The 25692-nt window shown below is 68.1% G+C and carries 22 protein-coding genes; 8 read left to right on the plus strand and 14 right to left on the minus strand.

Features of this window, described 5'->3' with window-relative positions; genetic code table 11:
• Positions 1–19 precede the first annotated feature (19 nt).
• The 7 genes from ABT313_RS24815 to ABT313_RS24845 form a co-directional block, all read right to left on the minus strand.
• A complete protein-coding gene (locus ABT313_RS24815; RefSeq protein ID WP_350858333.1) occupies positions 20–949 on the minus strand; it encodes an ABC transporter permease in 930 nt (309 codons plus the stop codon).
• Complete coding sequence (locus ABT313_RS24820; RefSeq protein WP_350858336.1) at positions 950–2476, minus strand: ABC transporter substrate-binding protein; 1527 nt, start codon at positions 2474–2476, stop codon at positions 950–952.
• 111 nt (positions 2477–2587) lie between these two features.
• Positions 2588–3070 carry a MarR family winged helix-turn-helix transcriptional regulator gene (locus tag ABT313_RS24825; RefSeq protein WP_350858339.1) on the minus strand — a complete coding sequence of 161 codons (483 nt, stop codon included), beginning with the start codon at positions 3068–3070 and terminating at the stop codon, positions 2588–2590.
• Between the two features lie 42 nt (positions 3071–3112).
• A complete protein-coding gene (locus ABT313_RS24830) occupies positions 3113–4072 on the minus strand; it encodes a CopD family protein (protein WP_350858342.1) in 960 nt (319 codons plus the stop codon).
• Positions 4073–4224: 152 nt separating this feature from the next.
• A complete protein-coding gene (locus ABT313_RS24835; RefSeq protein WP_350858345.1) occupies positions 4225–4734 on the minus strand; it encodes a copper resistance CopC family protein in 510 nt (169 codons plus the stop codon).
• 2 nt (positions 4735–4736) lie between these two features.
• Positions 4737–5444, minus strand: a complete 708-nt coding sequence (locus ABT313_RS24840; RefSeq protein ID WP_350858348.1) for a YcnI family copper-binding membrane protein — start codon at positions 5442–5444, stop codon at positions 4737–4739.
• A 46-nt stretch (positions 5445–5490) separates the two neighbouring features.
• Entirely contained in the window at positions 5491–6033 is a 543-nt protein-coding gene (locus tag ABT313_RS24845; RefSeq protein WP_350858351.1) for a hypothetical protein, read from the minus strand.
• 160 nt (positions 6034–6193) lie between these two features.
• Here ABT313_RS24845 and ABT313_RS24850 point away from each other — a divergent pair, with 160 nt between their 5' ends.
• The 5 genes from ABT313_RS24850 (at position 6194) to ABT313_RS24870 (ending at position 11381) form a co-directional block, all read left to right on the plus strand.
• Positions 6194–6718 carry a SigE family RNA polymerase sigma factor gene (locus ABT313_RS24850; protein WP_350858354.1) on the plus strand — a complete coding sequence of 175 codons (525 nt, stop codon included), beginning with the start codon at positions 6194–6196 and terminating at the stop codon, positions 6716–6718.
• A gap of 1 nt (position 6719) precedes the next feature.
• Positions 6720–7490, plus strand: coding sequence for a hypothetical protein (locus ABT313_RS24855; RefSeq protein WP_350858356.1), 771 nt, complete (start codon positions 6720–6722; stop codon positions 7488–7490).
• 20 nt (positions 7491–7510) lie between these two features.
• Entirely contained in the window at positions 7511–8332 is an 822-nt protein-coding gene (locus ABT313_RS24860) for an ROK family protein (RefSeq protein WP_350858359.1), read from the plus strand.
• An 84-nt stretch (positions 8333–8416) separates the two neighbouring features.
• Positions 8417–9079 (plus strand): pentapeptide repeat-containing protein, encoded by a 663-nt coding sequence (locus tag ABT313_RS24865; protein WP_350858362.1) that lies wholly within the window; start codon positions 8417–8419, stop codon positions 9077–9079.
• Between the two features lie 85 nt (positions 9080–9164).
• Positions 9165–11381 (plus strand): NADP-dependent isocitrate dehydrogenase, encoded by a 2217-nt coding sequence (locus tag ABT313_RS24870; protein WP_350858365.1) that lies wholly within the window; start codon positions 9165–9167, stop codon positions 11379–11381.
• Between the two features lie 62 nt (positions 11382–11443).
• Here ABT313_RS24870 and ABT313_RS24875 read toward each other — a convergent pair whose 3' ends face one another.
• Positions 11444–12457: a metallophosphoesterase gene (locus ABT313_RS24875; protein ID WP_350858368.1), complete on the minus strand. Its 1014-nt coding sequence runs from the start codon at positions 12455–12457 to the stop codon at positions 11444–11446.
• Between the two features lie 157 nt (positions 12458–12614).
• On the opposite strand from ABT313_RS24875, the gene proS reads away from it, so the two are divergent.
• Positions 12615–14027 (plus strand): proline--tRNA ligase, encoded by a 1413-nt coding sequence (gene proS / locus ABT313_RS24880; RefSeq protein ID WP_350858371.1) that lies wholly within the window; start codon positions 12615–12617, stop codon positions 14025–14027.
• Here proS and ABT313_RS24885 read toward each other — a convergent pair.
• The 5 genes from ABT313_RS24885 to ABT313_RS24905 all read right to left on the minus strand — a co-directional run bounded on the left by ABT313_RS24885 (position 14024) and on the right by ABT313_RS24905 (position 21503).
• Positions 14024–17509, minus strand: coding sequence for a discoidin domain-containing protein (locus tag ABT313_RS24885; RefSeq protein ID WP_350858373.1), 3486 nt, complete (start codon positions 17507–17509; stop codon positions 14024–14026). The two genes, proS and ABT313_RS24885, sit on opposite strands and share 4 nt — an antisense overlap.
• A gap of 81 nt (positions 17510–17590) precedes the next feature.
• Positions 17591–18574, minus strand: a complete 984-nt coding sequence (locus ABT313_RS24890; protein WP_350858376.1) for a helix-turn-helix transcriptional regulator — start codon at positions 18572–18574, stop codon at positions 17591–17593.
• Positions 18575–18970: 396 nt separating this feature from the next.
• Positions 18971–20413, minus strand: a complete 1443-nt coding sequence (locus ABT313_RS24895) for a GuaB1 family IMP dehydrogenase-related protein (protein ID WP_350858379.1) — start codon at positions 20411–20413, stop codon at positions 18971–18973.
• A gap of 95 nt (positions 20414–20508) precedes the next feature.
• Positions 20509–20985: a hypothetical protein gene (locus tag ABT313_RS24900; protein ID WP_350858382.1), complete on the minus strand. Its 477-nt coding sequence runs from the start codon at positions 20983–20985 to the stop codon at positions 20509–20511.
• A gap of 122 nt (positions 20986–21107) precedes the next feature.
• Positions 21108–21503 carry a hypothetical protein gene (locus tag ABT313_RS24905; protein WP_350858384.1) on the minus strand — a complete coding sequence of 132 codons (396 nt, stop codon included), beginning with the start codon at positions 21501–21503 and terminating at the stop codon, positions 21108–21110.
• A gap of 271 nt (positions 21504–21774) precedes the next feature.
• Between ABT313_RS24905 and ABT313_RS24910 the strand changes: the two genes are divergently transcribed.
• Both ABT313_RS24910 and ABT313_RS24915 read left to right on the plus strand, forming a co-directional pair.
• Positions 21775–22338, plus strand: coding sequence for a hypothetical protein (locus tag ABT313_RS24910; RefSeq protein WP_350858387.1), 564 nt, complete (start codon positions 21775–21777; stop codon positions 22336–22338).
• 368 nt (positions 22339–22706) lie between these two features.
• Positions 22707–23357, plus strand: a complete 651-nt coding sequence (locus ABT313_RS24915) for a hypothetical protein (RefSeq protein WP_350858392.1) — start codon at positions 22707–22709, stop codon at positions 23355–23357.
• A 63-nt stretch (positions 23358–23420) separates the two neighbouring features.
• On the opposite strand, the gene katG is transcribed toward ABT313_RS24915, so the two are convergent.
• Positions 23421–25649, minus strand: a complete 2229-nt coding sequence (gene katG / locus ABT313_RS24920; RefSeq protein WP_350858395.1) for a catalase/peroxidase HPI — start codon at positions 25647–25649, stop codon at positions 23421–23423.
• Positions 25650–25692: the final 43 nt, after the last annotated feature.

A 25692-nucleotide genomic window follows, 5' to 3' on the forward strand; every position in this document is an offset into this window, starting at 1 on the left:
TGAGGCTTCTCGGCGACGCTCATCGGAGAGTCGCCGTTCGCGGGACCAGGCGGTTGCAGACGAGGTCTGCGGCCAGGTTGATGAGCAGCGCCGCGACCGCCAGCACCAGCGTCAACCCTTGCACAGTGGGGATGTCGCGCGTCTCGACTCCGTCGACCAAGGCGGTCGCGAAGCCCGGGATCGCGAAGATGGCCTCCACTACGAGGACTCCGCCGAGGAGGGTGTCGCCGGTCCGAGCCAGTTCCTGGACGCCTGGTACGGCGGCGTTCGGGAGGACGTGACGGAGCAGGAGTTGCCGACGCGGTACGCCGAGCCGTCGCGCCTGGACGACGTACTCGGCGTGCAGGGCATTGATCGTGCCGGCCCGGACCTGGCGTGACAGAAGGCAGACGGTGCGACCGAACAGGACCGCAACCGGCAGGACCAACAGCGCGGGCAGATCTCCGCCGATCCACGTGGCCGGCAACCAGCCGAGACGTAGCGAGAAGACCGCAACCAGCACGACCGCGATGACGAAATCCGGGATCGCCGACAACGCCAGGGTTACCGAGGTGATCGCCCGATCGATCCGCCCGTTCTCGCGCGTCCCCATCACGATGCCTAGGGCAACAGCCAGTGGCACCACGACCGCGAGCGTCGCCAGCGTCAGCACGAGCGTCGCACCGATCGAGGACCGCACGATGTCGGCCACCGGTCCCCCGCTGATCAGCGACGTACCCAGGTCACCGGTCAACACGTTCCCCAACCAGTGCACGAAGCGCTCCGGCGCCGGCTGGTCCAGCCCGAGCTCGGCCCGCAATCGCGCAACCTGCTCCGGAGTCAGTGTCTCGGTGAACCTGAGGTCAGCCGCATCCCCGGGCAGTAGCGACGTGAGCACGAATACCAGCACCGAGAGCACGGCCAGTTGCACGACCGCGAGCAGCGCCCGCTGAGCGGCGTACGACCGCATTCAGGCCAGCCACACCTTGTCGAACCGCCCCTGGTCCAGCGTGTTCGGCGGCACCGCCTGCACACCCTGCACCTTGGCCGACACCGCGACGAGGTAGTCCGGCAGGCCCCACGCCAGGATCCCGCCCTCGTCACGCAACGTCTTCTGCAGTACGCCGTACTTCCCCGAACGCTCGCTCTCCGACGTCACCGCCCGCGCCGCTGCGAACCCGGCGTCGAACTCCGGCCGCCGCCAATGCGTGACGTTGAACGGCGAATGCGAGAGCAACCGATCGGTGAAGTACTGCGGGATCGGCATCGCGCCGGACCGATGGTTGCCGATAGCCCCCTTCGTCAGCAGGTCCTTGGCGTACGTCTGCGGACTCCCCGTCGTCACCTTCAGCCGCACACCCGCCTCGGCCACCTGCTCAGCGAACAACGTCGCCGCCTCCACGAACCCGGCCGACGCGTCCGCGGTGAAGATCTCGACTTCCTTCCCGACCAGCCCGGCCTTGGTCAGCAACGCCTTCGCCCGATCAACATCACGTTCTCGGGCCGGCAGATCGGCCGGGTAGTACTGATATCCCTTACCGAAAAGGTCGTTCCCGACCTCGCCGCGCCCCGCGAGCACAACGTCCACCAGCCGCTGCCGGTCGGCGAGCAACTTGAACGCGAGTCGTACGTCGGGGTTGTCGAACGGCGGCTGATCGACCTTCATCACGAACGCCTGCATTGTGCTCGCCTTCGCCGCGACGACCCGCACCGCCTTGCCGGCCGTCCGCGCGAACGTCGCAGTCATGTCGTTCGCGTACTCCGCCTGGCCGCCCTGTACTGCGTTCGCCCGCGCCTCGGAGTCGGCGGACAGGATGTGCAACTCCTCGATCCGCGCCGGCTCGTCCCAGTACTCGTCGTACCGCGAGGCGACCATCGACCGACCCGCCTCGAAGGAGGCGAACCGGAACGCACCGGTGCCGAGTGGCTTGGCCGGATCCGTGAACCCGTCGCGCACGATCTGCGTGCCGATGCCGGCCAGCAACGCCGGGAACTCCGCATTCGGTGCCGTCAGCACCAGCTCGACCGTCGACGGCCCCAAAGCCCTGCTGCGCTTGAGATCCAGCGTCGCGAGTGACGACTGCGCGACCCGCTCCGGCACGGCGGGATCGGCGATCCGCGCCAGGCTGAACAACACGTCCTCGGCGACCAGCTTCGCGCCGTCGTGGAAGCTCGCGTCCCGCAGGCTGAACCGCCACGTCGTGGCCGTCCCGTCGTGCTCCCACTTCGACGCCAGCCGCGGCACCGGCTTCAGATCGGGCCCGAGCTCGACCAGCTTCTCGTAGATCGCCTTGTGCCGCGCGATGTCCACGAACAGGCTCTGCACATGCGGGTCGAGCACCTCCTTCGCCCCGCCACCGGCGTACACAGCGCGCAACCGCCCGCCCTGCTTGGGCTGCGCCGCCGCCTCACCGTCCGCCCCACAACCAGTCACAGCAGCCAGCCCGGCGGCCCCCGCCACCCCCAAGAACCCACGCCTGCTCAACGCCTCGGCCACGCGCCACATCCTCACCTTAGTGAAAACGATTGTCAAATCCAGCGCGCATCTGAACGAGACGCCATCATTCTCCCGAGGCCAACTCCCGATCGCTCTCCGTGACGGCGTGTCCTAGTCGTCGCAGTCCGGGGTGGGGCAGGTGTCCGGGAGGTCCGCGGCGATGCGGTTGAGCAGGGTGGTGAGTTGGGCCTGCTCGGCGGGGGTGAGGCGGTCGAAGAAGTACGTGCGGACGGCGGCGATGTGGTCGGGGGCGGCGGCGTCGATGGCTTTGCGGCCGAGGTCGGTGAGGCGGACCATCGAGCCGCGGGCGTCGGCGGCGCACTCCTCGCGGCAGACCAGGCCGCGTTTCTCCATCCGGCTGACCTGGTGGGACAGACGGCTGCGTTCCCAGCCGACGGAGCGGCCGAGGTCGCGCGTTCGCAGTAATCCGTCCTCGGCCACCGACAGCGGGTGGAGGAGGGCGTAGTCGGCGCCGGACAGGCCCGAATTGCCGATCATCCGCGCCTCGAGCGCGCGCATCAGCTCCCGGTGCGTGTCCCGGTACGACTGCCACAGCCGCGCCTCACGCTCATCGAGCCATTGCGGTTCCGTCATGCACCAAGTGTACGGATATCTGTTGACATGTCATCGAGTCCGCTACGGCGTGCGGGACAAGGCAACCGCGAGGCCGATCGTGCCGGCCATCACGAGCAGCTCGAGTACGGCGAGCCGCCGGAACGCGACCGGGTCACCAGCCTCCAACTGCGGCAACGTGCTCTGCCGGTGCAACTGCCCGATGACGACCAGCGTCGCGAACGCCAGCGTCTTCCCCAGCACCAGGGCGCCGTACCCGCTCGTCACCCACTGCGTGATCAGCCCCCAGCCCTCCTGCCGGCCACCGAGGTGGATCTCGGCCGTCAGCAGCCCCGTGACCCCCATCGTCACGGCGCACACCAGGGCGAGCGTGCTGAACACCTCGACGGCCTGGCGCGAACGGGAATACCGCAGTACGGCGCCCAGTCCGCCGACCCACGCGACCGCGGCGACAACGTGCACGACCAGCGAGGTCGTCGCGAGAACCGACCAGGCGCTCGTCCGATCGAGGGCACCGTGTCCCGTCAGCAGCGGTCCGGTCAGGGCAGCGACCGTGAGTACGGCGGCAAGCCGCGCGCCACGCATCGTCTTCACGCCGCTCAACACAACGGCCAACACAGCGGTCAGTACGACGGCAGCTGCCAGCGCACGCACCTGCGTGAGCTGACCGGCCGGCTCGGCATGCTCCGCGAGATGCGACAGCGGTATGCCGAGAATCACCGTCGCGGTGGCGATCAACCCGCCGATGCTCGCCACCGCCCAGATCCCGGCCGCCAGCGCCGCGTCCTGGCAGGCCCGGATCGCCTTGCTGCCAAGCCTTCCGCGGTCCGCGGGCAGGAACAGCAGTACGGCGAGCACCGCGCCGCCAGTCGCCACCGCGGCGGCGTCGGCGACGACCCGCAGTACCGGAACGGCCCAGGACACACCGAGCCCGGCACCGAGCAGCCCGTCCACGGCCCGCTGCGGCGCACCGCCGCCGGCGTACAGCGCCGCCACCATCACAACGATGCCGGCAGCAACCATCCCCCCAATGACCAGACTCGCCCGCCCCATCGGGCGGGAAGAAGAGGCGGAAGGGGACGGGCCCGCTGGCTGCACCGGGCGTTGGGGCGGCCCTGGGGTCGGGGGCTGCGCCGGCCCCGTGGGCTGGTTGTCGGCGGGGTGGTGGTTGCTCATCAGGCAGCCGGACGGCGGCGGACAATGACTATGGCGAGGGCTACTACGACGAGCATCACCAGGGATATGGCGACGATTGTCACCACGTTGCCGTTGTCCTGCGAGGAAGCTGTCGGGGTGCCGGCCGGCTGCGTCGCGGGATGACCGGCGTGCGTGACGGTGAACGACCCGGAGATCGTGACCGGGTGCCCGTCGGCCGAGACGACCCGGGCCTCGACGGTGTACTTCCCGGCCTCGACCATCGCGCCGACCGGCTGGGTGACGGTGTTGTCGACCACCTGGGCGTCGCCGTTCGCGACGTTCTTACCACCGGGCGAGTTGACCTGGACCTGTGTCCCGTTCGACCCGACCGGTTCGTTGAAGGTCAGGACCACCTTCGTCGGCGGCGCGGCCATCGACGAACCGTCCGTCGGCGTCATCGACTCGAGCTTGGCGTGCGCCGCCGCCACGCCGGTGGAAACCACCAGCGTGAACAGCGACGCCACCAGAATGGCGATCAGTCGACGCACGGCTACTGCTTCTCCCCAGAAGCACGAGCCGGAGCCGGAGCAGCAGCCGGACGAAGCGGCCGCAGCCCGAAGGCCAGGCCGAGCAGTCCGACGACCAGGCCGGCACCGCCGAGCCAGCGCGCCAGCGTGTCCGACGTACCCTCCGACGTGGTCGCCGCGACCGGAGTGATGGCGGCCGCCAGCTTCAGCGTCGGCGCCGGGTGTTCGGGCTCGTCGGCACCGTCCTTGGCGACGTCGGCCCACTTCACCACCTCACCGTCGCTGTACGTCTGGACGGCGGGGAAGCTCAGCGAGTCGACCCCCTCCGGCAGCCTGCCGACCGACAATGCGAACTCGTCGAAGTCGTTCGCCGGGATGCCGCCCGCGGTCGCGGTCCAGGTGACCGTGGTGATCGCCTTGGTCAGCGTCACATCGCCGACCTTGACCTCCGCCGGCAGCTTCTCCTCCTTCTTCTCCACCTTCCAGCCGTCCTTGACCTGCGCACCGACCGACGCGAACGGATGGTCCTTGGGCAGGCTGACAACGAGCTTGGTGGTGCTGGTGTTGTCGGACTCGGTCGGCACGCGGAAGACCAGCTTCGCGTAACCGCCGGGCTTGGCGTCCGGCGAGGACACCGTGACGTGCGCCGACGCCGATCCCGCGGCGCCGATCACGACCAGCGCGGACGCCGCGACGATCGCGCCGGCGCGCAGGACGAATCTCTTGGGCATGAGAGAACCTTTCAAGGCATACGAGTAATCCGGCCGGTGGGCCGGTTCAGACAGCAGCGATCACTCGTACGCCGGGAGGTCCGCGGCGGGAGACGTTCGACGCGAGCCAGGACGCGGCAAGCGGCAGCGGCGAGGACACCACGACGAACCTGCGAGGCAGCCCGGGCACCGGATGCAGAACCGGAAGCCGGGGAAGGAGCCGCGCGAAGATGCGAACGACGCGCGTTATCCAGCGCTGGGCCTGGCCGACCGCGAGCACGCCGGCCAACAGGACCGAGAGGTGCGTGGCACTCATCATCAAGCTGCCACCGACACCCGGCGACATATCTGACATCGCCATACCGTCGTGCATGGTCGCCGAGTCCAGCGTGACGTGCACGAACAACTGCACCGCGGCCAGTACGAGTGCCGTCAGCAACCGTTCGCCGGCGAGGTACTCCCCCAGCAGCCAGCAGGCCCCGGCCAGCGCCGCCAGCGGAGGTACGACTCCGAGCGGCACACCGCCGCCGCCCACCAGCACGTGACCGACCACCGCCACCGCGACGCTCAGCGCCGCGACCACGGACGTCGTCCTGCTCTCGGTCGGCATGTCATTCCCCTCGGCCCACCCACTCTACGGACAGCAGCGAGGCGTCGTTCCCGCAGTGCTGACCCGCGGACCGCCGACCATGGAAAGAATCTTGCCGGATCGGTGCAACCTGGGGACGGGCCTGCCACGTTTGACCCGGCATGACCGGGGAGGACTGCGGGTGAAGGCGGAGACCGAGCGGGACTACGTCGAGTTCGTCACGCATCACGCTAACGCCTTGTGCCGGACCGCTTACTTACTGTGCGGAGACTGGCGCCGGGCCGAGGACGCAACCCAGGAGGCCCTGATTCGGCTGTACCGCGTCTGGGGCCGGATCCAGCGCAAGGGCGCCGTCGGTGCGTACGCGCGGAAGGTCGTCGTGTCGACCACCCTCGACGCGTTGCGGCGTAAATCGAGCAGCGAGGTCGTCGGCGGCGACGACTACTTCGCCCACGAGACCGACCGCTCGGATCCACTCGGCGTACTCGAGGACCGCCTCGTGATCACCAAGGCTCTGGCCGAGCTCCCGCCCCGGCAGCGCGCCTGCGTCGTACTGCGGTACTTCGACGAACTGTCGGTCGAAGAAACCGCCGCCGCCCTCGACTGCCGGCCCGGGACGGTGAAGAGCCAGACTCTGCGCGCCCTCGAGAAACTGCGCACGCACCCGGCCCTTGCCGAGCTGTCCGATCTGGCTGTGAGGGGTTGAGATGACCGAACTGAAGACCCTGCTCGACCAGGCCGCCGACCGTCCCGCGACGTTCACTCCGCACGCCGGAGACCTGGTCGCTGCCGGACGGCACCGCACCCGGGTCCGTCGCGCGATCATCTCCGTCACTACTGCGGTCACGGCGGCGACCGCGGTCATCGCCGTACTGCTCGTGGGTCACCTGTGGCCCGCACGGACCCCGCCCCAGCCGGCGACCACGACCCAGCCGAAGATGATCACCGATCTGTGTGCGAAGTCCGACGACTTCTTCCGGACCGCCAACAACGACGCATGGCGGCGCCAGGTGGTCAGCACCTGGACCGACAAGGTCGTCGAGGTGACCGACCCCGACGGCGCGATGACGGTACGGCGGTCGCCGGACGGGTCGCAGTACGCGTACTGCGTCGCCGGCGTACCGATCGACGGGCGGCCGCTCGGCGGGTTCGGCGCGACGCTGCTCAACGTCGGCATCGTCACGCGCCCGTACCAGATCCAGCAGTACTGGAGCATGGCCTGCGGCGACGGGGCGGTCGATCGAGCGAGCCGGAGCAGGTTCTGCATGGGAGTGCGCTACAGCTACGCGGGCCGGGTGCCGGAGGGAGTCACCCGGATCGCGTTCTCGGGCCTCGGTCAGCACGCGGACGCCACGATCAAGGACGGCTACTGGGTCCACCGCGTGTACACCGACAGCATCCTGAAGGGGAACACCGACCCGATCTACATCACGATGTACGACGGCTCCGGGACGCAGGTGTTCAAGGAGCGGTACTGACGCTTTGCGATGATGTCCGGATGGACGTAGCGGTGCTGGAGATCGGGGGAAGTCACGTCACGGCGGCCGTGGTGCGGCCGCAGACGTGGGACGTGACCGAGGTGGACCGGGCCAAGCTCGAGTCCCAGGAGGCCGCGGAAGTCGTGGTCGGGCAGCTCGCGGAAGCGGCCCGGAAGTTGCCGCTGGCAAACGGTCTGGCGGTCGCCCTGCCCGGTCCGTTCGACTTCGGCACCGGCGTGGCGTGGTATCGCGGGCAGGGCAAGTTCGACCAGCTGTACGGGTTCAACCTCGGCGCTGCGCTCAGCGCCGAGCTCGGGATCGACCGGCTCCTGTTCATGAACGACGCGGAGGCGTTCACGGTCGGTGAGTGGACGGCGGGCAAGGTCCGCGGCGTCGAGCGCTGCCTCGGCGTGACGATCGGCACCGGCATCGGTACGGCGTTCCTCGCGGACGGCCGGGTGGTCCGCGAGGGCGACTCGGTCCCGCCGGGCGGCGAGCTCTACAAGACGACGTATGCCGGGAAGCCGCTGGAGGACTCAATCTCGGCTCGCGCGATCCTGCGCGCGTACCCGAAGCAGGTCCCGGGGGTGAAGGAGATCGCCGACCTGGCCCGCGCCGGCGACACCACCGCCCAGGAAGTCCTGGTCACCGCCTTCACCCACCTCTCCGACGCCCTCAACCCGTGGCTAGAACGCTTCGGCGTAACCCAGACCGTCCTCGGCGGCTCCATCTCCGGCGCTTTCGACCTGGTCGCCCCCGCCCTCACCTTCCCAGCCTCCGCCACTCAAGACACCGAACACTCAGCCCTAATCGGCGCGGCCGCGCACTACCTGCGCTCCTGACGCCTCGGGCTCACGCCGCTCGTCGCTGGTTGGTGAGTGCTGGCCGTCCGCTTGTTGTCGGCGCCACCAGCTACGGTCGGTGCCGTGAAGATCGCCGCGCCCCGCCTCCGACCCAACCTGGACGCAGCTGAGCTGACCGAGTTGGACGACGAGGAGCGCCTACTGGACCTCGCGCTCGAAGACGTCGACCTGGCTGACCTGGAGGCCGAGCACGTCGAGATCAGCGGGTGCCGGCTGACCCGCTGCAAGCTGGCCGGGTCCGACCTGGAGAAGCTGATCCTGGTCGACGCCGAGCTGGCCCAGTGCGACATCGCCAATGCACGCTGGTCCGACGCCGCGCTGACCCGGGTCGCGGTGACGGCGTCCCGAATGATCGGGTTCGCCGGTCCCGGCGCCGTGCTCCAGCACGTCACGATCCGCGACAGCGTGCTCGACTTCGCGTCGTTCCGGTTCTCCAGGTTCCAGAAGGTCGAGCTGACCGACTGCCGGCTGCAGAACGCAGATTTCGTCTCCGCCGACCTGACCGGGGCCGTCTTCCGGCGCTGCGACCTGTCCGGCGTGGAGTTCTCCCAGGTCAAGGCCGCCAAGGCGGTCTTCGTGGACTGCACCTGGGAGGGCGCGAAGGGCCTGGCCTCCCTGGCCGGGGCGACTGTGGCGGCGGCGTCCCCGATCGACACCTTGGCGTTCACCAGTGCAGTGACCGTCGCGAGCGGTATCACACTTGCTCACCCCGACGAGCTCGACTGACTGAATCCCGCAGCCGAGCCCCGGTCGGGCGTGAGCCTGCCCACGCCGGGTCCGGGCGGGCCGGACAGCCCATTAGGGTGGGGCTGTGACTGACTCGACGATCATCTACACCCACACCGACGAGGCTCCGGCGCTCGCCACGTACTCGTTCCTCCCTGTCGTCCAGGCGTACGCCGGCCAGGCCGGTGTCGGAGTGGAGACCCGGGACATCTCACTGGCAGGCCGCATCCTTGCCCTCTTCCCGGAGTACCTCAAGGACGACCAGCGGATCGCGGACGCGCTGACCGAGCTCGGCGAGCTGGCCAAGACGCCCGCGGCGAACATCATCAAGCTGCCGAACGTCTCGGCCTCGATCCCGCAGCTGAAGGCCGCGGTCGCCGAGCTGCAGTCCCAGGGCTACGCCCTGCCGGAGTACCCGGACGAGCCGAAGACCGACGAGGAGCGGGAGATCCAGGCCCGCTACGACAAGATCAAGGGCTCCGCGGTGAACCCGGTCCTGCGCGAGGGCAACTCCGACCGCCGCGCACCCGCCTCGGTGAAGAACTACGCCAAGACCCACCCGCACCGGATGGGCGCCTGGTCGCCGGAGTCGAAGACCAACGTCGCCACGATGGACACCGACGACTTCCGCGCCACCGAGAAGTCCGCCGTCCTCGAGGCCGACGACGTACTGCAGATCGAGCTGGTCGGCGACGACGGCACCACGACCGTGCTGCGCGAGTCGGTCCCGGTGCTCGCCGGTGAGGTCGTCGACGCGTCGGTGCTGCACGTGGCCGCGCTGCGCGAGTTCCTGACCGCGCAGGTCGCCCAGGCCAAGGCCGACGACGTGCTGTTCTCGGTCCACCTGAAGGCCACGATGATGAAGGTCTCCGACCCGATCATCTTCGGCCACGTCGTCCGCGCCTTCTTCCCGGAGACGTTCGCGCAGTACGGCGACGTACTCGCGAAGGCCGGCCTGACGCCGAACGACGGCCTCGGCAGCATCCTGCACGGCATCGCCGCGCTGCCCGAGGGGCCTGCGATCAAGGCCTCCTTCGACGCCGAGCTGGCCGCCGGCCCGAAGCTCGCGATGGTCGACTCGGACAAGGGCATCACCAACCTGCACGTCCCGTCGGACGTGATCGTCGACGCCTCGATGCCGGCCATGATCCGTACGTCGGGACACATGTGGGGCCCGGACGGCGAGGAGCACGACACCCTCGCCGTACTGCCGGACCACAGCTACTCCGGGATCTACCAGGCGGTCCTCGACGACTGCCGCGCGAACGGCGCGTTCGATCCGGCCACGATGGGGTCGGTGCCGAACGTCGGCCTGATGGCGCAGAAGGCCGAGGAGTACGGCTCGCACGACAAGACCTTCGAGATCCAGACCACCGGATCCGTCCGGCTGGTCAACCAGGCCGGGGACGTCGTCCTCGAGCAGGCGGTCTCGGCGGGCGACATCTTCCGCGCCTGCCAGACCAAGGACGCGCCGATCCAGGACTGGGTCAAGCTGGCCGTCAACCGGGCCCGCGCGACCGGTGACCCGGCGGTGTTCTGGCTGGACGAGACCCGGGCGCACGACGCCCAGATCATCGCGAAGGTACAGACGTACCTGTTCGAGCACGACACCGAGGGGCTGGACATCCGGATCCTCGCGCCGGTCGAGGCGATCAAGTTCTCGCTGGAGCGGATCCGCCGCGGCGAGAACACGATCTCGGTGACGGGCAACGTACTGCGTGACTACCTGACCGACCTGTTCCCGATCCTCGAGCTCGGGACGTCGGCGAAGATGCTGTCGATCGTGCCGCTGATGGCCGGCGGCGGACTGTTCGAGACCGGGGCCGGCGGTTCGGCGCCGAAGCACGTGCAGCAGCTGGTCAAGGAGAACTACCTGCGCTGGGACAGCCTCGGCGAGTTCTTCGCCCTCGCCGCCAGCTTCGAACACCTCGCCCAGGCCACTGGCAACGCCCGCGCCCAGATCCTCGCCGACACCCTGGACCGCGCCACCGCCACGTTCCTGAACGAGGACAAGTCCCCCACCCGCCGGGTAGGCGGAATCGACAACCGCGGCAGCCACTTCTACCTGTCCCTCTACTGGGCCCAGGAACTGGCCAAGCAGACCGACGACGCCGACCTGGCCAAGTCCTTCGCCCCGCTCGCCGAGACCCTCGCGGCCAACGAGCAGACGATCGTCGAGGAACTCCTGGCAGTCCAGGGCAACCCGGTAGACCTCGGCGGCTACTACCAGCCCGACCCGGCGAAGGCGGCCGCAATCATGCGCCCGTCGAAGACCTGGAACGACGCGCTCGCGTCACTCTGACACAGCAGAACAAAGCGCCCGGTGCCCCACGTGGGCACCGGGCGTTCAGCGTTCAGGGGCTTTCAGGAGGTGAACGGCACCCGCGACCAGGTCAGTACGGCGGGGTTGTGGGAGTCGATCGTGACGCGGAGGTAGTCGTTGTCACCGGTCGAGCCGTCCACCGTGATGCGCGACAGGTTCTCCGCCGGCGTAGTGACGCCGTAGAACGTGGTCCACGGCGAGCTCGCGGCGAGCGGCTTGTCGCTGTTGTAGACGTGGCTGTCACCGTTGAACAGGTACACCGGGCCGCGGAAGTTCGCCGCCTCGCGGGCGATCTCCTGCACGATCGGCTGGAACGCGTAGTAGTCCGCGAAGGCCGGACTCGCCACCGTCGGATCGAACATGTCGGCCTGGGTCAGCAGCACCACGGCCTTGTTGTGCTCGTCGCGGGCCTGGGCGAACGTGTCGTGGATGCTCTGCATCACGGCCGACGTCCGGTTCAGCACCTCGGCCGCCTGCTCAGGCGTCGGCGCGGTCTTGCCGGTCCACGGCGCCATACTGTTGTTGCTGCCAACGATGTGCAGAGCCGCGAACGCGACGTCGTCCCGGGTGAACCGGACGTCTTCCGGGATGCCCTGCGCCACCTGCGTCTCGACCTTCGCCGGGTGCTGCCCCAGCGTCCTGCCGGGCTGCGGGAAGAACACCTGCCGGACCTTCGCGAGCCGCTCCAACGGGTTGCAGCTGCCGTTGTTGGCCCGGTGGCAGTCGGTCCACTCGTTGTCGCCGACGGTGTAGACCAACGGGTCGGCGAACCGGTCGAACTGCGTCTTCACCTGCGCGAAGTACTCGTCGCTGCAGACCGACGATCCGTCCTTGATATCGCCGAGATGGGTGACCAACTTGACCGGCTTGTCCGCGTTGATCTGGTCGATCACCTTCGGGAACCTGGCGATCTGCGCCGGGCCGTAGGGAATGTCGCCGATCACGGCGAAGGTGTAGGTCTGCGGTCCCCGGTCCGCGGCAGCGGACGGGATTCCGACCGCCAGCCCGACCAGAGCCAGACAGGCAGAGATCACGGGCGCACGACGTACTCTCACAGCGTTCCTCCAGGTACGAGCGGATACGGGCCCACTGTTGGATCCGGTGATGAACGCCGGTGCACAGCCGTATGAACATCGGTGCCTGAGTGCCCGCTGAACGCCCGCGCCGGAAATGCGTGGCCGGACCATCGATCGCGTTCCTAGACTGGCGTTCATGACTACGACCCGCTCCGTGCTTGCCTCGCAAGCTTCGGACTACCCCCGATGGTTCCAGGATGTGATTGCCAAAGCCGAGCTCGCCGACAACGGGCCCGTGCGGGGGACCATGGTCGTACGACCGTATGGCTACGGGATCTGGGAACTGTTGCAGGAGGCAATGAACCACCGCATCAAGGCAACCGGCGCCGCCAACGCCTACTTCCCCCTCCTGATCCCCGAGAGCTACCTCCAACGCGAGGCCGAGCACGTAGAAGGCTTCAGCCCCGAGCTCGCCGTGGTCACACATGCCGGCGGCAAACAACTCGAGGAACCCGCCGTCATCCGCCCCACCTCGGAAACCGTCATCGGCGAGTACATGGCGAAGTGGATCCAGAGCTACCGCGACCTCCCGCTGCTGCTCAACCAGTGGGCAAACGCGGTCCGCTGGGAGCTCCGCCCGCGCCTGTTCCTCCGCACCACCGAGTTCCTCTGGCAGGAGGGCCACACCGCCCACGCCACCTTCGAGGAGGCTCGTGCGTACGCGACCAAGATCCTGTACGACGTCTACCGCGACGTCATGGTCAACGTCCTCGCGATCCCCGTCACCCCGGGCCGCAAGACTCGCCGCGAACGCTTCGCGGGCGCCATCAACACGATGACCCTCGAAGCGATGACCGGCGACGGCAAAGCCCTGCAGATGTGCACGTCCCACGAGCTCGGCCAGAACTTCGCCCGCGCCTTCGACATCGACTACCTGTCGAGTGACGGCCGGCGCGAACTCGCCTGGACCACCTCCTGGGGCAGCACCACCCGCATGGTCGGCGGCCTGATCATGGTGCACGGCGACGACGCCGGCCTGCGCATCCCACCGGCGGTCGCCCCGATCCAGGTCGTCGTACTCGCGGTGAGGGACGAAACGATCGAGGCCGCTCAGCGCGTTGCCAAGGACCTCGAGGTCGCCGGCCTCCGGGTGATGGTCGACGACCGCATCGACCAGCCATTCGGCCGCCGCGCGGTCAACTGGGAGCTGAAGGGCGTCCCGATCCGGATCGAGCTCGGCCCGCGCGACCTGGCGGCCGAGGTGGCAACCGTCGTACGCCGTCTCCGCGACTCCGCCAAGACCGCCGTCAACCTCTCCGAGCTCACGTCAACCGTGGTCGACGCAATCACCGCCGACCAGGCGCACCTACTGGAAGAAGCGACAGCCCGCCACGCCGCACGCACGACCGCGGTGTCAACGGTCGCCGAAGCGGTGGAAGCCGCCGCCTCCGGCTGGGCCAGCCTGCCGTACGACGCCGTCGGTGAGGAGGGCGAGGACCGCCTGGCCGAGTCCGGTGTCATGGTCCGCTGCCTCCAGCGCCCAGACGGCACCCTGCCCCTGGACGACACCGAACCCGACCTGATCGCGTACGTTGCCCGCTCCTACTAGTTGTTGTAGGGCTCGGCCTCCAGCTTCACCCCGGAGGCCGGGCCCGCAGCGGTGATCGTGCGCGTCTCACCCGGCAGCAGCCAGAAGTAGTTGTCGGAGTACGTCGCCGGCAGCACCCGCTTCCCCGTCCGATCCCGCAACGACACCCGCACCATCGCTGCTACCACTGACCCGGTATTGCGAACCGTCATGCGCTTGCCGCTCGACCGCACCTCCAAGCGGGCCTTGGGCAACTCGTTCAGATCCTGCATGTCCGCAGGCTTCCGGTAACGCCAGTACGTGTTCTCGGACAGCACACCGCCGGCGCCCGTGAGCGTCAGCCGAAGTACATGCAGATCGGGCAGCTCATCCCCGAACGCCACCGCGAACGCCTCCCGCTTGTTGCTTCCCTCAACGGTCATCGCCTGGTTGCTGGTAGCAAGCAATTTGCCGGTGAGGTCGTAGACATCGGCTCGCACGCTCGCGGTGACCGGGTTCCGGGTGTGGTTGACGACGACCGTGGTCCAGTCGGTCTGGTTGGCCTGGACGTGGATCGCCTCGCATCCCTTGCGAGCACCGTAGTAGCTGCCGTTCACATCGAGGTCGTAGTCGTAGGTCTGCCAAACGGTCGAGTGCCACGCCGGATGCGACATCCACAGCAGCAACGCCGACGCGTCCGTCCACAGGTGCGCGTTCCACGCCTCGAACATCGCGCGCATGTTCTCGTAGTTCACGAACTGCGCCTTGCGGGTGAATTCCGCCAGCCCGCTGGACGATCCGAGCCGCTCGTCGACCGCACCGAGGTACGTGTCCGGGCGCTGGTTCCCGTGCGTCGACCAGTCGTGGTGGTACCACGGCGTACCGATCGGCCATCCCGGATCGCCGTCGCCGACCAGGTTGCGCATGCTCTCGACCACCGGGATCGTCGGCATGCCGATCTCGGTGTGGAAGCCGAAGTTGAACGTGTCGTAGGTGTTCGGGTCGAAATACCTGACCGGGTCGACCCAGTAGTACGGCCCGTGCCCGGACACGAACCCGGCCGCCGAGTTCGGCAGGTAGAGGATCTCGTCGTCCTCCTCGCGGACCGCGGCCGTGATCGCGGCATCGATCGCCGCCGGCGGGTTCTCCTCGTTCGCCCCGCACCAGATCACGATGCAGGGATGCGTCCGGTACCGGACGATCGTGTCGCGCGCGATCCCGGCGTACCCGGGCAGGTCGTCGGTGAACGGGCCGGCCTCCCAGAAGTCGTTCCAGACCAGGATCCCGTTCTCGTCGCAGGCCTGGTAGAACTCCTCGCGCGTACTCGAGCCGATCCAGTTGCGGATCATCGTGAAGTTCATGTCCCGATGCATGCCGATGACGGCCCGCATCTTCTCCTCGGGCATCCGCCGCAGCAGCTCGTCCCAGCCCCAGTTCCCGCCCCGGCAGAACACCCGGACGCCGTTCACGCTGATCTTCAACGGCACCGGTGCGTTGCTGACGTCCTCCACATCGGTCCACGTGGAGCCGTCCGCCGACACCTGAATCGTGAACAGCGACGCGTACGCCGTCTCCCACAACAGCTCGATCCGGTCGAACGCCTTCGGAGCCCCGAGATCCACCTGGATCCACTCGTCATCGTCGTACTGCGAGGACCACCGCGTCCGGTCGTTCCCGTCGATCGCCTGCGCCGCGGGGCTCCCGTCGTCGGACGACGCGGTCGCCGTACCCGCCCGGGCCAGGTCCACCGACGGATCGGACGAGTCTCGAATCGCCAACGTCCACAGCGAATAGCCCCATCCAGTCGCCCGCCGACGCCCCTGGATCCGCAGGTACTGCGCTGTCTGCCGCGGAATCTCGACGGTCTGCTGCGCGCTGTTGGTGGCCGGGTCGATCACGATCGGCAGGTCGTAGTCGTACCCGAACTCGCGGATCCCGAAGGTCGTGGTCCGGCTGTCGCTCACCGCCCCGGCGACGCTCGCCGTCACGATCAGCTCCTGCAAGGTGGGTTCGCCGTACCCGTTCGGCCACCACAGGTCAGGGTTCTCGATGGTCTCCGGATCGAAAGCCACCTCCGTGGTGGCCCCTGCCTGCGCGGTGACGGTCCTACTCACAGTCCGGCCGGAGAACTGGGCCTTCACCGTGACCGTGCGAGGAGCGTCGGCCGCGTTGCGGACAGGCACCGTGACCGCAACGGTCGCCCGATCGACGCTCGGGACCTTGGTCACCACGCGCGGATCGCCCACGACCACATCGCCGGTGAAGCGCAACCGCACGTGGTTCCAGATCCCGGCCGCCCGGTCGCGGACAGCAGGCATCCAGTCCCACCCGGACGCGGCCAGCAACGTCGGCGAGTCCAGGTACAACGTGGCGGACTGGACGAACGACTGCCCCGCATCGCCTTTGTCACCGGCGGTTCCGGGATGCGGCATCGGTGTGATCTTCACCGCGAGCGCGTTCTTCGCCTTCAGCACCGCGGTGACCTCAAAGGCCGCGCGTGCGAACGGATGCTTGACCGTCCCCACCTGCGTCCCGTTCAGCCAGACGTCGCCCTGGTGGTTGATCCCGTCGAACTCGAGCCAGACCCGCTGCCCCGAACCCGCCGGCCGATCGAACTTCCGTTGGTACCACCAAGCGTGCCGGCTGAGCGCCTCCGGGATGTCCAGGTTGTTCATCCCCTCGACCGGATCCGGTAGATGCCCCTGCTCGACCAGCGATCCGAGCACGGTGCCGGGCACTGTCGCAGGCAGCCACGTCGACGTGTCCGTACCCGGTTGCGCGAGTACGGCGCCATCCGTCGTACCGGCGAAGTCGTCCATCGTCAGCGTCCAACCCGACTCGATCGGGAACGACCCGTCCTCGGCCTGGCGCAGCGCCGGCGGCTTGTCCGTATGCCGGCCCCAATCGGTCCAGCCTGTGGCCGGCGGACGGGACACAGTCGTGGTGCCGTAAACCTGGAAACCGTTCAAACCAAGGGCATTCGCGTTCGCCTGCCGCGTCCCGGTCAGCCGCACGTACTGCGCGGTGACGGGGCTCTTGAGCGCGATATCGACCGTACCGCCCGGGCTGTTGGTCGCCTGATGGACCGTGTGCCAGGAGACGCCGTCGGTGGAGGTGTCCACGCGGAAGTCGAGCGGCGAACTCGACAGCAGCTCCTGACCGGTCGTGTTCCCGTACGGATTCCCGCCGGAGAAGTCGAACGCCGGGTCCTGCGCCGTCGCCTCGAACGTCAACCGGACCGCGTCCACCCGGCACCGCCCTTGCAGATCCACCACGATCCACTGCGGATCGCCGCCGGCCGCCCGCCACCCGGAACCCCGCACGCCCGGCACCGCGAGTCCGTCGACGACGAACTCGGGCGGCGTCGCGGCGTACGCACTCGACGAGGCGCGCACCGGCCGGTAACGGGCCAGATCAGTAGCCGGTGCCGCCGCCTGGGACGGAAGCGAAGGCAGGGTCAGGCTGGCGAGGAGTCCGCCGCTGGTGGCCAGGAAGGCACGGCGGGACACAGGATCGAGCGACACGAAGGCCTCCCAGGGGCGGTGGGATAATTCGGAATTAACAGCCCTCCGGAAGTTACTTCATGTCTTCAAGTATGTCGAGGGTCAGCGCGCCAGGTACTTGCGGACGTCGTCACTCACCTGCGCGCGACCGCGGAATCCGTACTTGCGCAGGATCGCGCTCAGGTGCGTCTTGACCGTGTTGAGGCTGATACCGAGCTCGACGGCCAACTGGTCGTTGTCCAGACCGTCCGCGAGCAGTACGGCGACCGTCTGCTGCGCCTTGGTCAGACTGGTGAACCGGCGCTCAGGCCCCTCGTCGGTCTCCATCAGCATCTCGATCAACTCGGACTGGATGTGCTCGGTCGCGTCGATGATCCGCTCGAGATGCGTCCGTACGCCGGCACTCACGTCGGGCTCACTCTCTGCCTCGGCCGCGATCTCCCGGATCGACGCGACCCGGTGCGACAGGTACTCCATCACGTGGTCGGACGTCAGCAGGTTCGGCCCGACATCGCCCGCGGGCAGCCGCCGCAAGGCATCCCGGTCCTCGCCCTCACGGGTCAGCACCCGTTCGACGACCGAGCACAACCATTCAAACGCTCGTACCGCGTTGTCGTCGTACGACTTGGGCTCGTAGCTCTGCATCGACAGCATCCCGAACAGCTGGTCGGGCCCGTCCTTCGCCGGCCGGAAGATCGGCACGGTCACCACGTCCTCGGACCGCCGCGCCATGTCCCCCACCGGTACGCCGGCATGCAGCGCGAACCCGTTGTCGTAGGCGAACCGGTACGTCTGGCGGTGTTTCACCACCCACGCGGTCTGCCCGTTCGGCCCGAAATTGTGGGTGTCCGGGTTCACGTAGTGGCCCTTGTCGTAGCCGTACGGGTACCGCACCCGGTTGCTGCCCTGCAGGAACCCGACGAAGAACGCGTCGACGCGCGCGATCTTCCCGGCTACGACCCGGACGTAGTCGTACAGGCCGTAGTGGTCGGAGCGGAACAGCGCTTCGATCTTGTGGTAGGCCTCGCGCAGGATGATCGCGGTCTCTGCGTCAACCCGCAGCGGGGCGCCTTTGTCTGACTCCACAACGTCGGCCCCCACACAGCACGGCAGCATCGATCTCTCGACTATGCCGCTGTCCCCGCGACTTGCCAAGCGATGCCCGGTGATTGTGGACAGCTGCCGTGAACGGACGGCGGTCGCGGGCGGTGAGTGTGAGCTCCCGAGTCGCCCTCCCAAGCCTCGGCCGAGCCCTCCTGCACCACCCGCGACCACGAGTGGGATACCGGTAACTGTTGAGCCCCCGCGTCGATCGATCCCACGCCCCCTGCGAGATCGGCGACCCCCCGACGGTTGTTCCGGCGTCCCTTCCTCCCCCCGCTGACTACACGGTGCCACCGAACGCCGACGGTGACCATCGCCCGCCGCATGATCTTGTTGTGCCCTCAATCTCACCCCCGGGGTGAGATCGGATGTATACGATTACAGCTGCCAGCTGGTGTCGAGCGGCTTGCCCTCGGCGTATCCGGCGGCGGTCTGCAGGCCGACGACGGCCCGCTCGTGGAACTCGGCGAGGTTCGCGGCACCGACGTACGTGCAGGAACTGCGAATGCCGGAGACGATCGAGTCCAGCACGTCCTCCACACTCGGGCGCTCCGGGTCGAGGTACATCCGGGCGGTCGAGATGCCCTCCTCGAAGATGCTCTTGCGGGCCCGCTGGAACGGCGAGTCCTCGGCCGTCCGGGACCGCACCGCCCGCGCGGACGCCATCCCGAAGCTCTCCTTGTAGATCCGGCCCTGGCTGTCGCGGTGCGGGTCGCCGGGTGACTCGTACGTACCGGCGAACCATGAGCCGATCATCACGCTCGACGCCCCGGCCGCCAGCGCGAGCGCGACATCGCGCGGATACCGTACGCCGCCGTCGGCCCACACGTGTTTGCCGAGCTCACGCGCCCGCGTCGCACACTCGAGGACGGCGGAGAACTGCGGACGCCCGACGGCGGTCTGCATCCGCGTCGTACACATCGCGCCCGGCCCGACGCCGACCTTCACGATGTCGGCGCCCGCACTGACGAGATCCGTGACCCCCTCGGCGGTGACCACGTTGCCGGCCACGATCGGAATCGTCGGCCCGAGCGCGCGAACCCGCTCGACGACCTCGAGCATCCGCTCCTGATGCCCGTGCGCGGTGTCGATCACGAGTACGTCGATGCCGACGTCGAGCAACGCCTTCGCCTTCTGCTCGGCGTCCCCGTTGATCCCGATCGCGGCGGCGATGCGCAGCTTGCCGTCGGCATCCAGCGCCGGCTCGTACAACGTGGCACGCAGCGCACGCTGCCGTGTCAGGATGCCGACGATCTGGTCGTTCGCGTCCACCACCGGCGCGAGCCGATGCCGGCCGTCGTGCAACTGGTTGAACGCCGCCTCCGGATCGATCCCCTGCGGCAACGTCAGCAACTCCCGGGACATGATCCCTTCCAGCTGCGTGAACCGGTCCGCGCCCGCACAGTCCGCCTCGGTCACAACCCCGACCGGCCGCCCGTGATCGACCACCACGACCGCACCGTGATTCCGCTTCGGCAACAGGTTCAACGCCTCACCCACGGTCCCCGTCGGCGGCAACGTCAACGCGGTGTCGTGCACCGGGTCGCGCCCCTTCACCCAACCGACCACCTCGGCGACGACATCCACCGGAATGTCCTGCGGAATCACCGCGAGCCCACCACACCTCGCAATCGTCTCCGCCATCCGCCGCCCCGACACCGCCGTCATATTCGCAGCAACCACCGGAATCGAAGCCCCGGTCCCGTCATTGGTCGCCAGATCAACATCCAACCGCGACCCGACCCGCGACCGATTAGGCACCAGAAACACATCACTGAACGTGAGGTCCCCCACCGACTCTCGCCCATCAAGAAACCGCATGGCAGACCCCTTCACCCGAAGACCAAACCAACCCAGCCTGTCAGACACCCCAACCCCGGACAAGCAATCCCCCGATCCCCCTCGCCGAGTCGTGGTCAGCGATCGAGGCCGGGGCCGGGGCGCGGCGTGGGGGGCGATCGGCGGACACCGAACTGGACTGCCGCCAACGGACGCGATGTTGTCAGGGGCACCTGTCCCGGGAACGCGTGGGCGATGGCGCGATGAGCATCCAGCTCGGCCTGGCGCTGTGCCTGGTTCTGCTTGAGGCTCGGCATCCGATCACCGAACGCATTCAGCCCCGGCTGTCGATCGTGCAGATTGCGGCTCAGCCGCGCGCAGGTGTGCTCGTACACGTTGCCGGCGCCCCGCCGCGGCTTCACAGCCAGCAACTCCCGCCGAGGAAGCCCGCCAACCTCCGCAGCCGGCATCTCCCGAAACACCAGCCGATAGTCCGCCTTCGCCTGCGGATCCGACTGCAGATAAGCCGTCACACAGTCCCGCAGATCCCCTTTGCCGGACTCATATCCGAGCACATGACGCCCGTCGGCCGTCCCATCGGCCAGCTGCTTCATCTGCGCAAGCACCTGCTGCCGAAGAAAGACCCTGCTCGGATCAGCACGTGCGTCGGCCGCCAGTCGTCTCAGGTCCTCAGCGAACTTGTCGCTGACGATGACCTCATACCGCGGCGCACGGCTCACGGGATCTCATCGTCGGCACGGCGGAGATCTTCAAGATCTCTCACCGCCTCCGGACCCATCAACTCGGCGATCTCGTCAAGGGTCATGGCGCGGCTGGTCGGCAACGGCTCCGAGGCGTACACGCGGCGAGTCGGATCGTCGATCGTCCCGGCCGGGGGTTCGTCATCGCCGCGAAGCTGACGGTACTGCGAGGTCGACATGATGACGGCCTCCGCCTCACCACCGTCACCAAACACCACCGGCGCGAACGCCCCGCCCCGAATGGCGCCCAACATCGACACCAGCTCCGCCGCCACGGTCTCCGTCGCCACCACACCAGCACGACGCTCGAACTTCGACTCCCCGCCAAGGTCCTCGAACTCGTCGTACGTCAGCAGCACCGCCTCCGGCACCCCACCGTCCCCGAAGCTGAACGCCATCGCCCGCCCACGCCGAAACCGCGACAGCACCCCCGCAACGTCCCGCCGCACATCCTCCACCGACCGAACCCCAGAACCATCAGTAGCCACCCCCCGACTCTACGACGCCCCACCCTCCTCCCTTCGACTTCTCCACAGCCGCTCAAACCACTTGCAACAACCTGCAACCCCTGTGGATAACCCGCCACTCGAACACCCTCCGTATGCAACCCTGTACTCAATCAGCCCCAAGAACGGAGCCTGTATGCCCCGCCGACCGGCCCTCGGACCCACCACCGCAGTCCTCTGCGCCCTCACCGCGCTGACCGCCTGCCAAGGCTCCCCCGAAGCCGGCCACCCCGACCCCAGCCTGACGTCCCCTGCCCCCACCGCTACCTCTCCGGCCGACGAGTCCAAGGTCGCCGGCGACGCGGCAGTCGCCGCCTATCGTCGGTACATCGCCGTGATCAATGCGATGACCGCAAGCGGCGGCACGATGGTGAAGGATCTGCCCACGATCACGTCCGGGGTCGAGCTCGCCGTATCACAGAACCAGGCTGAGACATACCGGGGCGAGAAGATCAAGACGATCGGAACCGTGGAGATCGTCTGGGCCAAGGCGGTGAAGACCGGTCCGACCCCCGCCCACGTGACGACAGCTTCCGTCCAGGCGTGCTACGACACCTCGAAAACTCAGGCAGTCGATTCCACTGGCAAGAGCGTCCGCGAGCCGGGAACGCCGACTCGGTGGCTCGACAACCGCGATCTACAACTCATCGGCGGCACCTGGAAGGTGACGAAGGGCAAGAATCAGGGGGCGTCGTGCTGACGCCGATGATCGCGGCAGTCGCTCTGCTCGCCGGAGTTCCGCTCGCACCTCATTTGCTTCCCGCATCACCGGCTCGACATGCAAGCGGCCCCGACTGTGACCGGGACCAGGTCACGGGCAAGTGCCGCCTGCAGGTGCAGGATGGCGGGCACCCGCCGACCACTGCTGTTTCGAACAAGCCCGGGAGCAAGAAGCCGGGCGGATCTGCGTGTGTGTTCAAGGAGCAGGTTGTGCCTTGCCGGACTGCGGATGGGTTCTTCGATGCCGCGTCGGGGTGTTATCTGACTCCGATAGACGCGCCGCGCTCACTGTTCAATCCGAACGATCCCCGCCTGTACCCACCGGGTACGAAGTTCTACGACTGTTGGGTGATTCTCGATGTCGTGGACGGTAAGCCCGAAGGTATCGAGAAGTTCGAGTCTGTGATCCGGCGGCCGGGGGAGACGCGGACGATTGATCCGCGGGAAGCGGCCCGGCGGGTTGTGAAGACGATGAGCTTTGTTGCGCCGCAGTTGGGGGTTTCGCCGTACGTGCAGAGCGGTGGGCATGTCGGGATCGTGAATGTGCCGATCTGGATGTGGGTTACCGATCCCGGCGCGGCCACGACCGGACCGCAGACCAAGCGGGCCGCGATCGGGGGTGTTGCGATCGAGGCGGTCGGGACGGTTGAGCGGATCGAGTGGGCGATGGGTGGCGGCCAGACCGTTACCTGCAAGGGCCCAGGGACGCCGTTCACCAAGGCGATGGCGGACGGCAAGTCGCTCAAGGACATGCCTTCCTCGCCGACCTGCGGCTACAGATACGCCAAGACGTCTCGCTGCGAGAAGGGCGGTGCCTTCACCGTCACGGCCACTGCGTACTGGAATGTTCACTGGACCGGCGGCGGCATGCAGGGCGACATCCCACTCGACTTCAGCCGCTCGATCCCGCTCCAGGTCACCGACCTGCGCCCGGTCCTTGTCGACCCGGACGGCGGTTCGAGCACCCCGTCGGTCGCGCCGCGGTCCTGCGGTAACTGAAAAGCCGGCTCCCCCTGGTGGGAGGAGCCGGCTTTCAGTTGCAGCGCTTCAGTTTCAGGATGCTCAGCGCAGGTCGAAGCGGTCGAGTTCCATGACTTTGTGCCAGGCGGCGACGAAGTCGGTGACGAACTTCTGCTGGGAGTCGTCGGAGGCGTAGACCTCGGCGACGGCGCGGAGTTCGGAGTTCGAGCCGAAGACGAGGTCGGCGCGGGTGCCGGTCCACTTGACCTTGCCGTCGACGGTGCCTTCGAACGTCTCCTGGCTGTCGTCGGCGGCGTGCCATTCGGTGCCGAGGTCGAGCAGGTTCACGAAGAAGTCGTTCGTGAGCGTGCCCGGGTTGTCGGTCAGTACGCCGTACTTCGAGCCGTCGTAGTTCGCGCCGAGGACGCGCAGCCCGCCGACCAGGACGGTCAGCTCCGGCGCACTCAGCGTGAGGAGGTTCGCACGGTCGAGCAGCAGGTACTCCGCCGGGAGCCGGTTGCCCTTGCCGTAGTAGTTGCGGAACCCGTCCGCGACCGGCTCGAGCGCGGCGAACGAGTCCGCGTCGGTCTGCTCGGCCGACGCGTCGGTCCGGCCCGGCGTGAACGGTACGACGACGTCGTACCCGGCGTTCTTCGCAGCGACCTCCACACCGACACCGCCGGCGAGGACGATCACGTCGGCCAGCGAGACCGGCTTGCCGAACGACTGCTGGATGCCCTCGAGCGTCCGCAGTACCTGCGCCAGCTCGTCGGGGTTGTTGACCTCCCAGCCGGCCTGCGGCTGCAGGCGGATCCGCGCCCCGTTGGCGCCACCGCGCTTGTCACTGCCACGGAACGTCGACGCCGACGCCCACGCGGCCGAGACGAGCTGCGACACGGACAGGCCGGACGCCGCGATGGCCGCCTTCAGTGCGGTCACATCGGCGTCGTTGACCAACTCGTGGTCGACGGCCGGCAGCGGGTCCTGCCAGATCAGCACCTCGCTCGGAACCTCCGGGCCGAGGTACCGGACGATCGGACCCATGTCGCGGTGGGTCAGCTTGAACCAGGCCCGCGCGAACGCGTCCGCGAACTCGTCCGGGTTGTCCTTGAACCGGCGCGAGATCGGCTCGTAGATCGGGTCGAAGCGCAGCGCCAGGTCCGTCGTCAGCATCGTCGGCTTCTGCTTCTTCGAGGCGTCGAACGCGTTCGGGATGATCTCCTCGGCGTCCTTGGCCACCCACTGGTTCGCGCCGGCCGGGCTCTTCGTCAGCTCCCACTCGTAGCCGAACAGGATGTTGAAGAAGTCGTTGCCCCACTTGGCCGGCGTGGTGGTCCAGGTGACCTCCAGACCGCTGGTGATCGCGTCCGGGCCGGCGCCGGTGTTGTACGTGTTGCGCCAGCCGAGACCCTGGTGGTCCATCGGCGCGCCCTCCGGCTCGGCGCCGACGTACTGCTCCGGGTCGGCCGCACCGTGCGTCTTGCCGAAGGTGTGGCCGCCGGCGATCAGCGCGACGGTCTCCTCGTCGTTCATCGCCATCCGGCCGAAGGTCTCGCGGATGTCGCGGGCCGAGGCGATCGGGTCCGGGTTGCCGTTCGGGCCTTCCGGGTTCACGTAGATGAGACCCATCTGGACCGCACCGAGCGGCTTCTCCAACTCACGGTCGCCGGTGTAGCGCTCGTCGCCGAGCCACGTGGTCTCCGGGCCCCAGTAGACGTCGTCCTCCGGCTCCCACACGTCCGCGCGGCCACCGGCGTACCCGAAGGTCTTGAAGCCCATCGTCTCCAGCGCGACGTTGCCGGTCAGGATCAGCAGGTCGGCCCAGGAGATCTTCTGGCCGTACTTCTTCTTCACCGGCCAGAGCAGCCGGCGCGCCTTGTCCAGGTTGGCGTTGTCCGGCCAGCTGTTCAGCGGGGCGAACCGCTGCTGACCAGCACCGGCGCCGCCGCGGCCGTCGCTGATCCGGTAGGTGCCGGCGCTGTGCCAGGCCATCCGGATCATCAGCGGGCCGTAGTTCCCGAAGTCGGCCGGCCACCAGTCCTGCGAGGTGGTCAGCACCTCGGCGATGTCGGCCTTCACCGCGGCCAGGTCGAGGCTCTGGAACGCGGCCGCGTAGTCGAACTCCTCGCCGAGCGGGTTCGCCACCGCGGGGTTCTTGGCCAGGATCTTCAGGTTCAGCTGGTTCGGCCACCAGCCGCGGTTCGCGTTCCCGCTGGTCGGGTGCGCACCCTGACCGTGGGCGACGGGGCAACCGCCGGACGCCTGCGCGTCCTCTTCGCCGCGGCTCTCCTCGCTGCCTTCACCGGGCAGCGGCTCATGGATCTCGGACATCAGATTCCTTCCAGGACTGGACTTTTCGGATGGCTGGATCTAA

Source organism: Kribbella sp. NPDC000426 (assembly GCF_040300265.1).
Classification (GTDB): Bacteria; Actinomycetota; Actinomycetes; order Propionibacteriales; family Kribbellaceae; genus Kribbella.

Excerpts from the sequence above, each read along its gene's own strand:
- ABT313_RS24815 (WP_350858333.1), bottom strand. The coding sequence starts at position 949 with ATGCGGTCGTACGCCGCTCAGCGGGCGCTGCTCGCGGTCGTGCAACTG.
- ABT313_RS24825 (WP_350858339.1), bottom strand. The coding sequence starts at position 3,070 with ATGACGGAACCGCAATGGCTCGATGAGCGTGAGGCGCGGCTGTGGCAG.
- ABT313_RS24830 (WP_350858342.1), bottom strand. The coding sequence starts at position 4,072 with ATGGTTGCTGCCGGCATCGTTGTGATGGTGGCGGCGCTGTACGCCGGC.
- ABT313_RS24840 (WP_350858348.1), bottom strand. The coding sequence starts at position 5,444 with ATGCCCAAGAGATTCGTCCTGCGCGCCGGCGCGATCGTCGCGGCGTCC.
- ABT313_RS24845 (WP_350858351.1), bottom strand. The coding sequence starts at position 6,033 with ATGCCGACCGAGAGCAGGACGACGTCCGTGGTCGCGGCGCTGAGCGTC.
- ABT313_RS24855 (WP_350858356.1), top strand. The coding sequence starts at position 6,720 with ATGACCGAACTGAAGACCCTGCTCGACCAGGCCGCCGACCGTCCCGCG.
- ABT313_RS24860 (WP_350858359.1), top strand. The coding sequence starts at position 7,511 with ATGGACGTAGCGGTGCTGGAGATCGGGGGAAGTCACGTCACGGCGGCC.
- proS (WP_350858371.1), top strand. The coding sequence starts at position 12,615 with ATGACTACGACCCGCTCCGTGCTTGCCTCGCAAGCTTCGGACTACCCC.
- ABT313_RS24895 (WP_350858379.1), bottom strand. The coding sequence starts at position 20,413 with ATGCGGTTTCTTGATGGGCGAGAGTCGGTGGGGGACCTCACGTTCAGT.
- ABT313_RS24900 (WP_350858382.1), bottom strand. The coding sequence starts at position 20,985 with ATGAAGCAGCTGGCCGATGGGACGGCCGACGGGCGTCATGTGCTCGGA.
- ABT313_RS24910 (WP_350858387.1), top strand. The coding sequence starts at position 21,775 with ATGCCCCGCCGACCGGCCCTCGGACCCACCACCGCAGTCCTCTGCGCC.
- katG (WP_350858395.1), bottom strand. The coding sequence starts at position 25,649 with ATGTCCGAGATCCATGAGCCGCTGCCCGGTGAAGGCAGCGAGGAGAGC.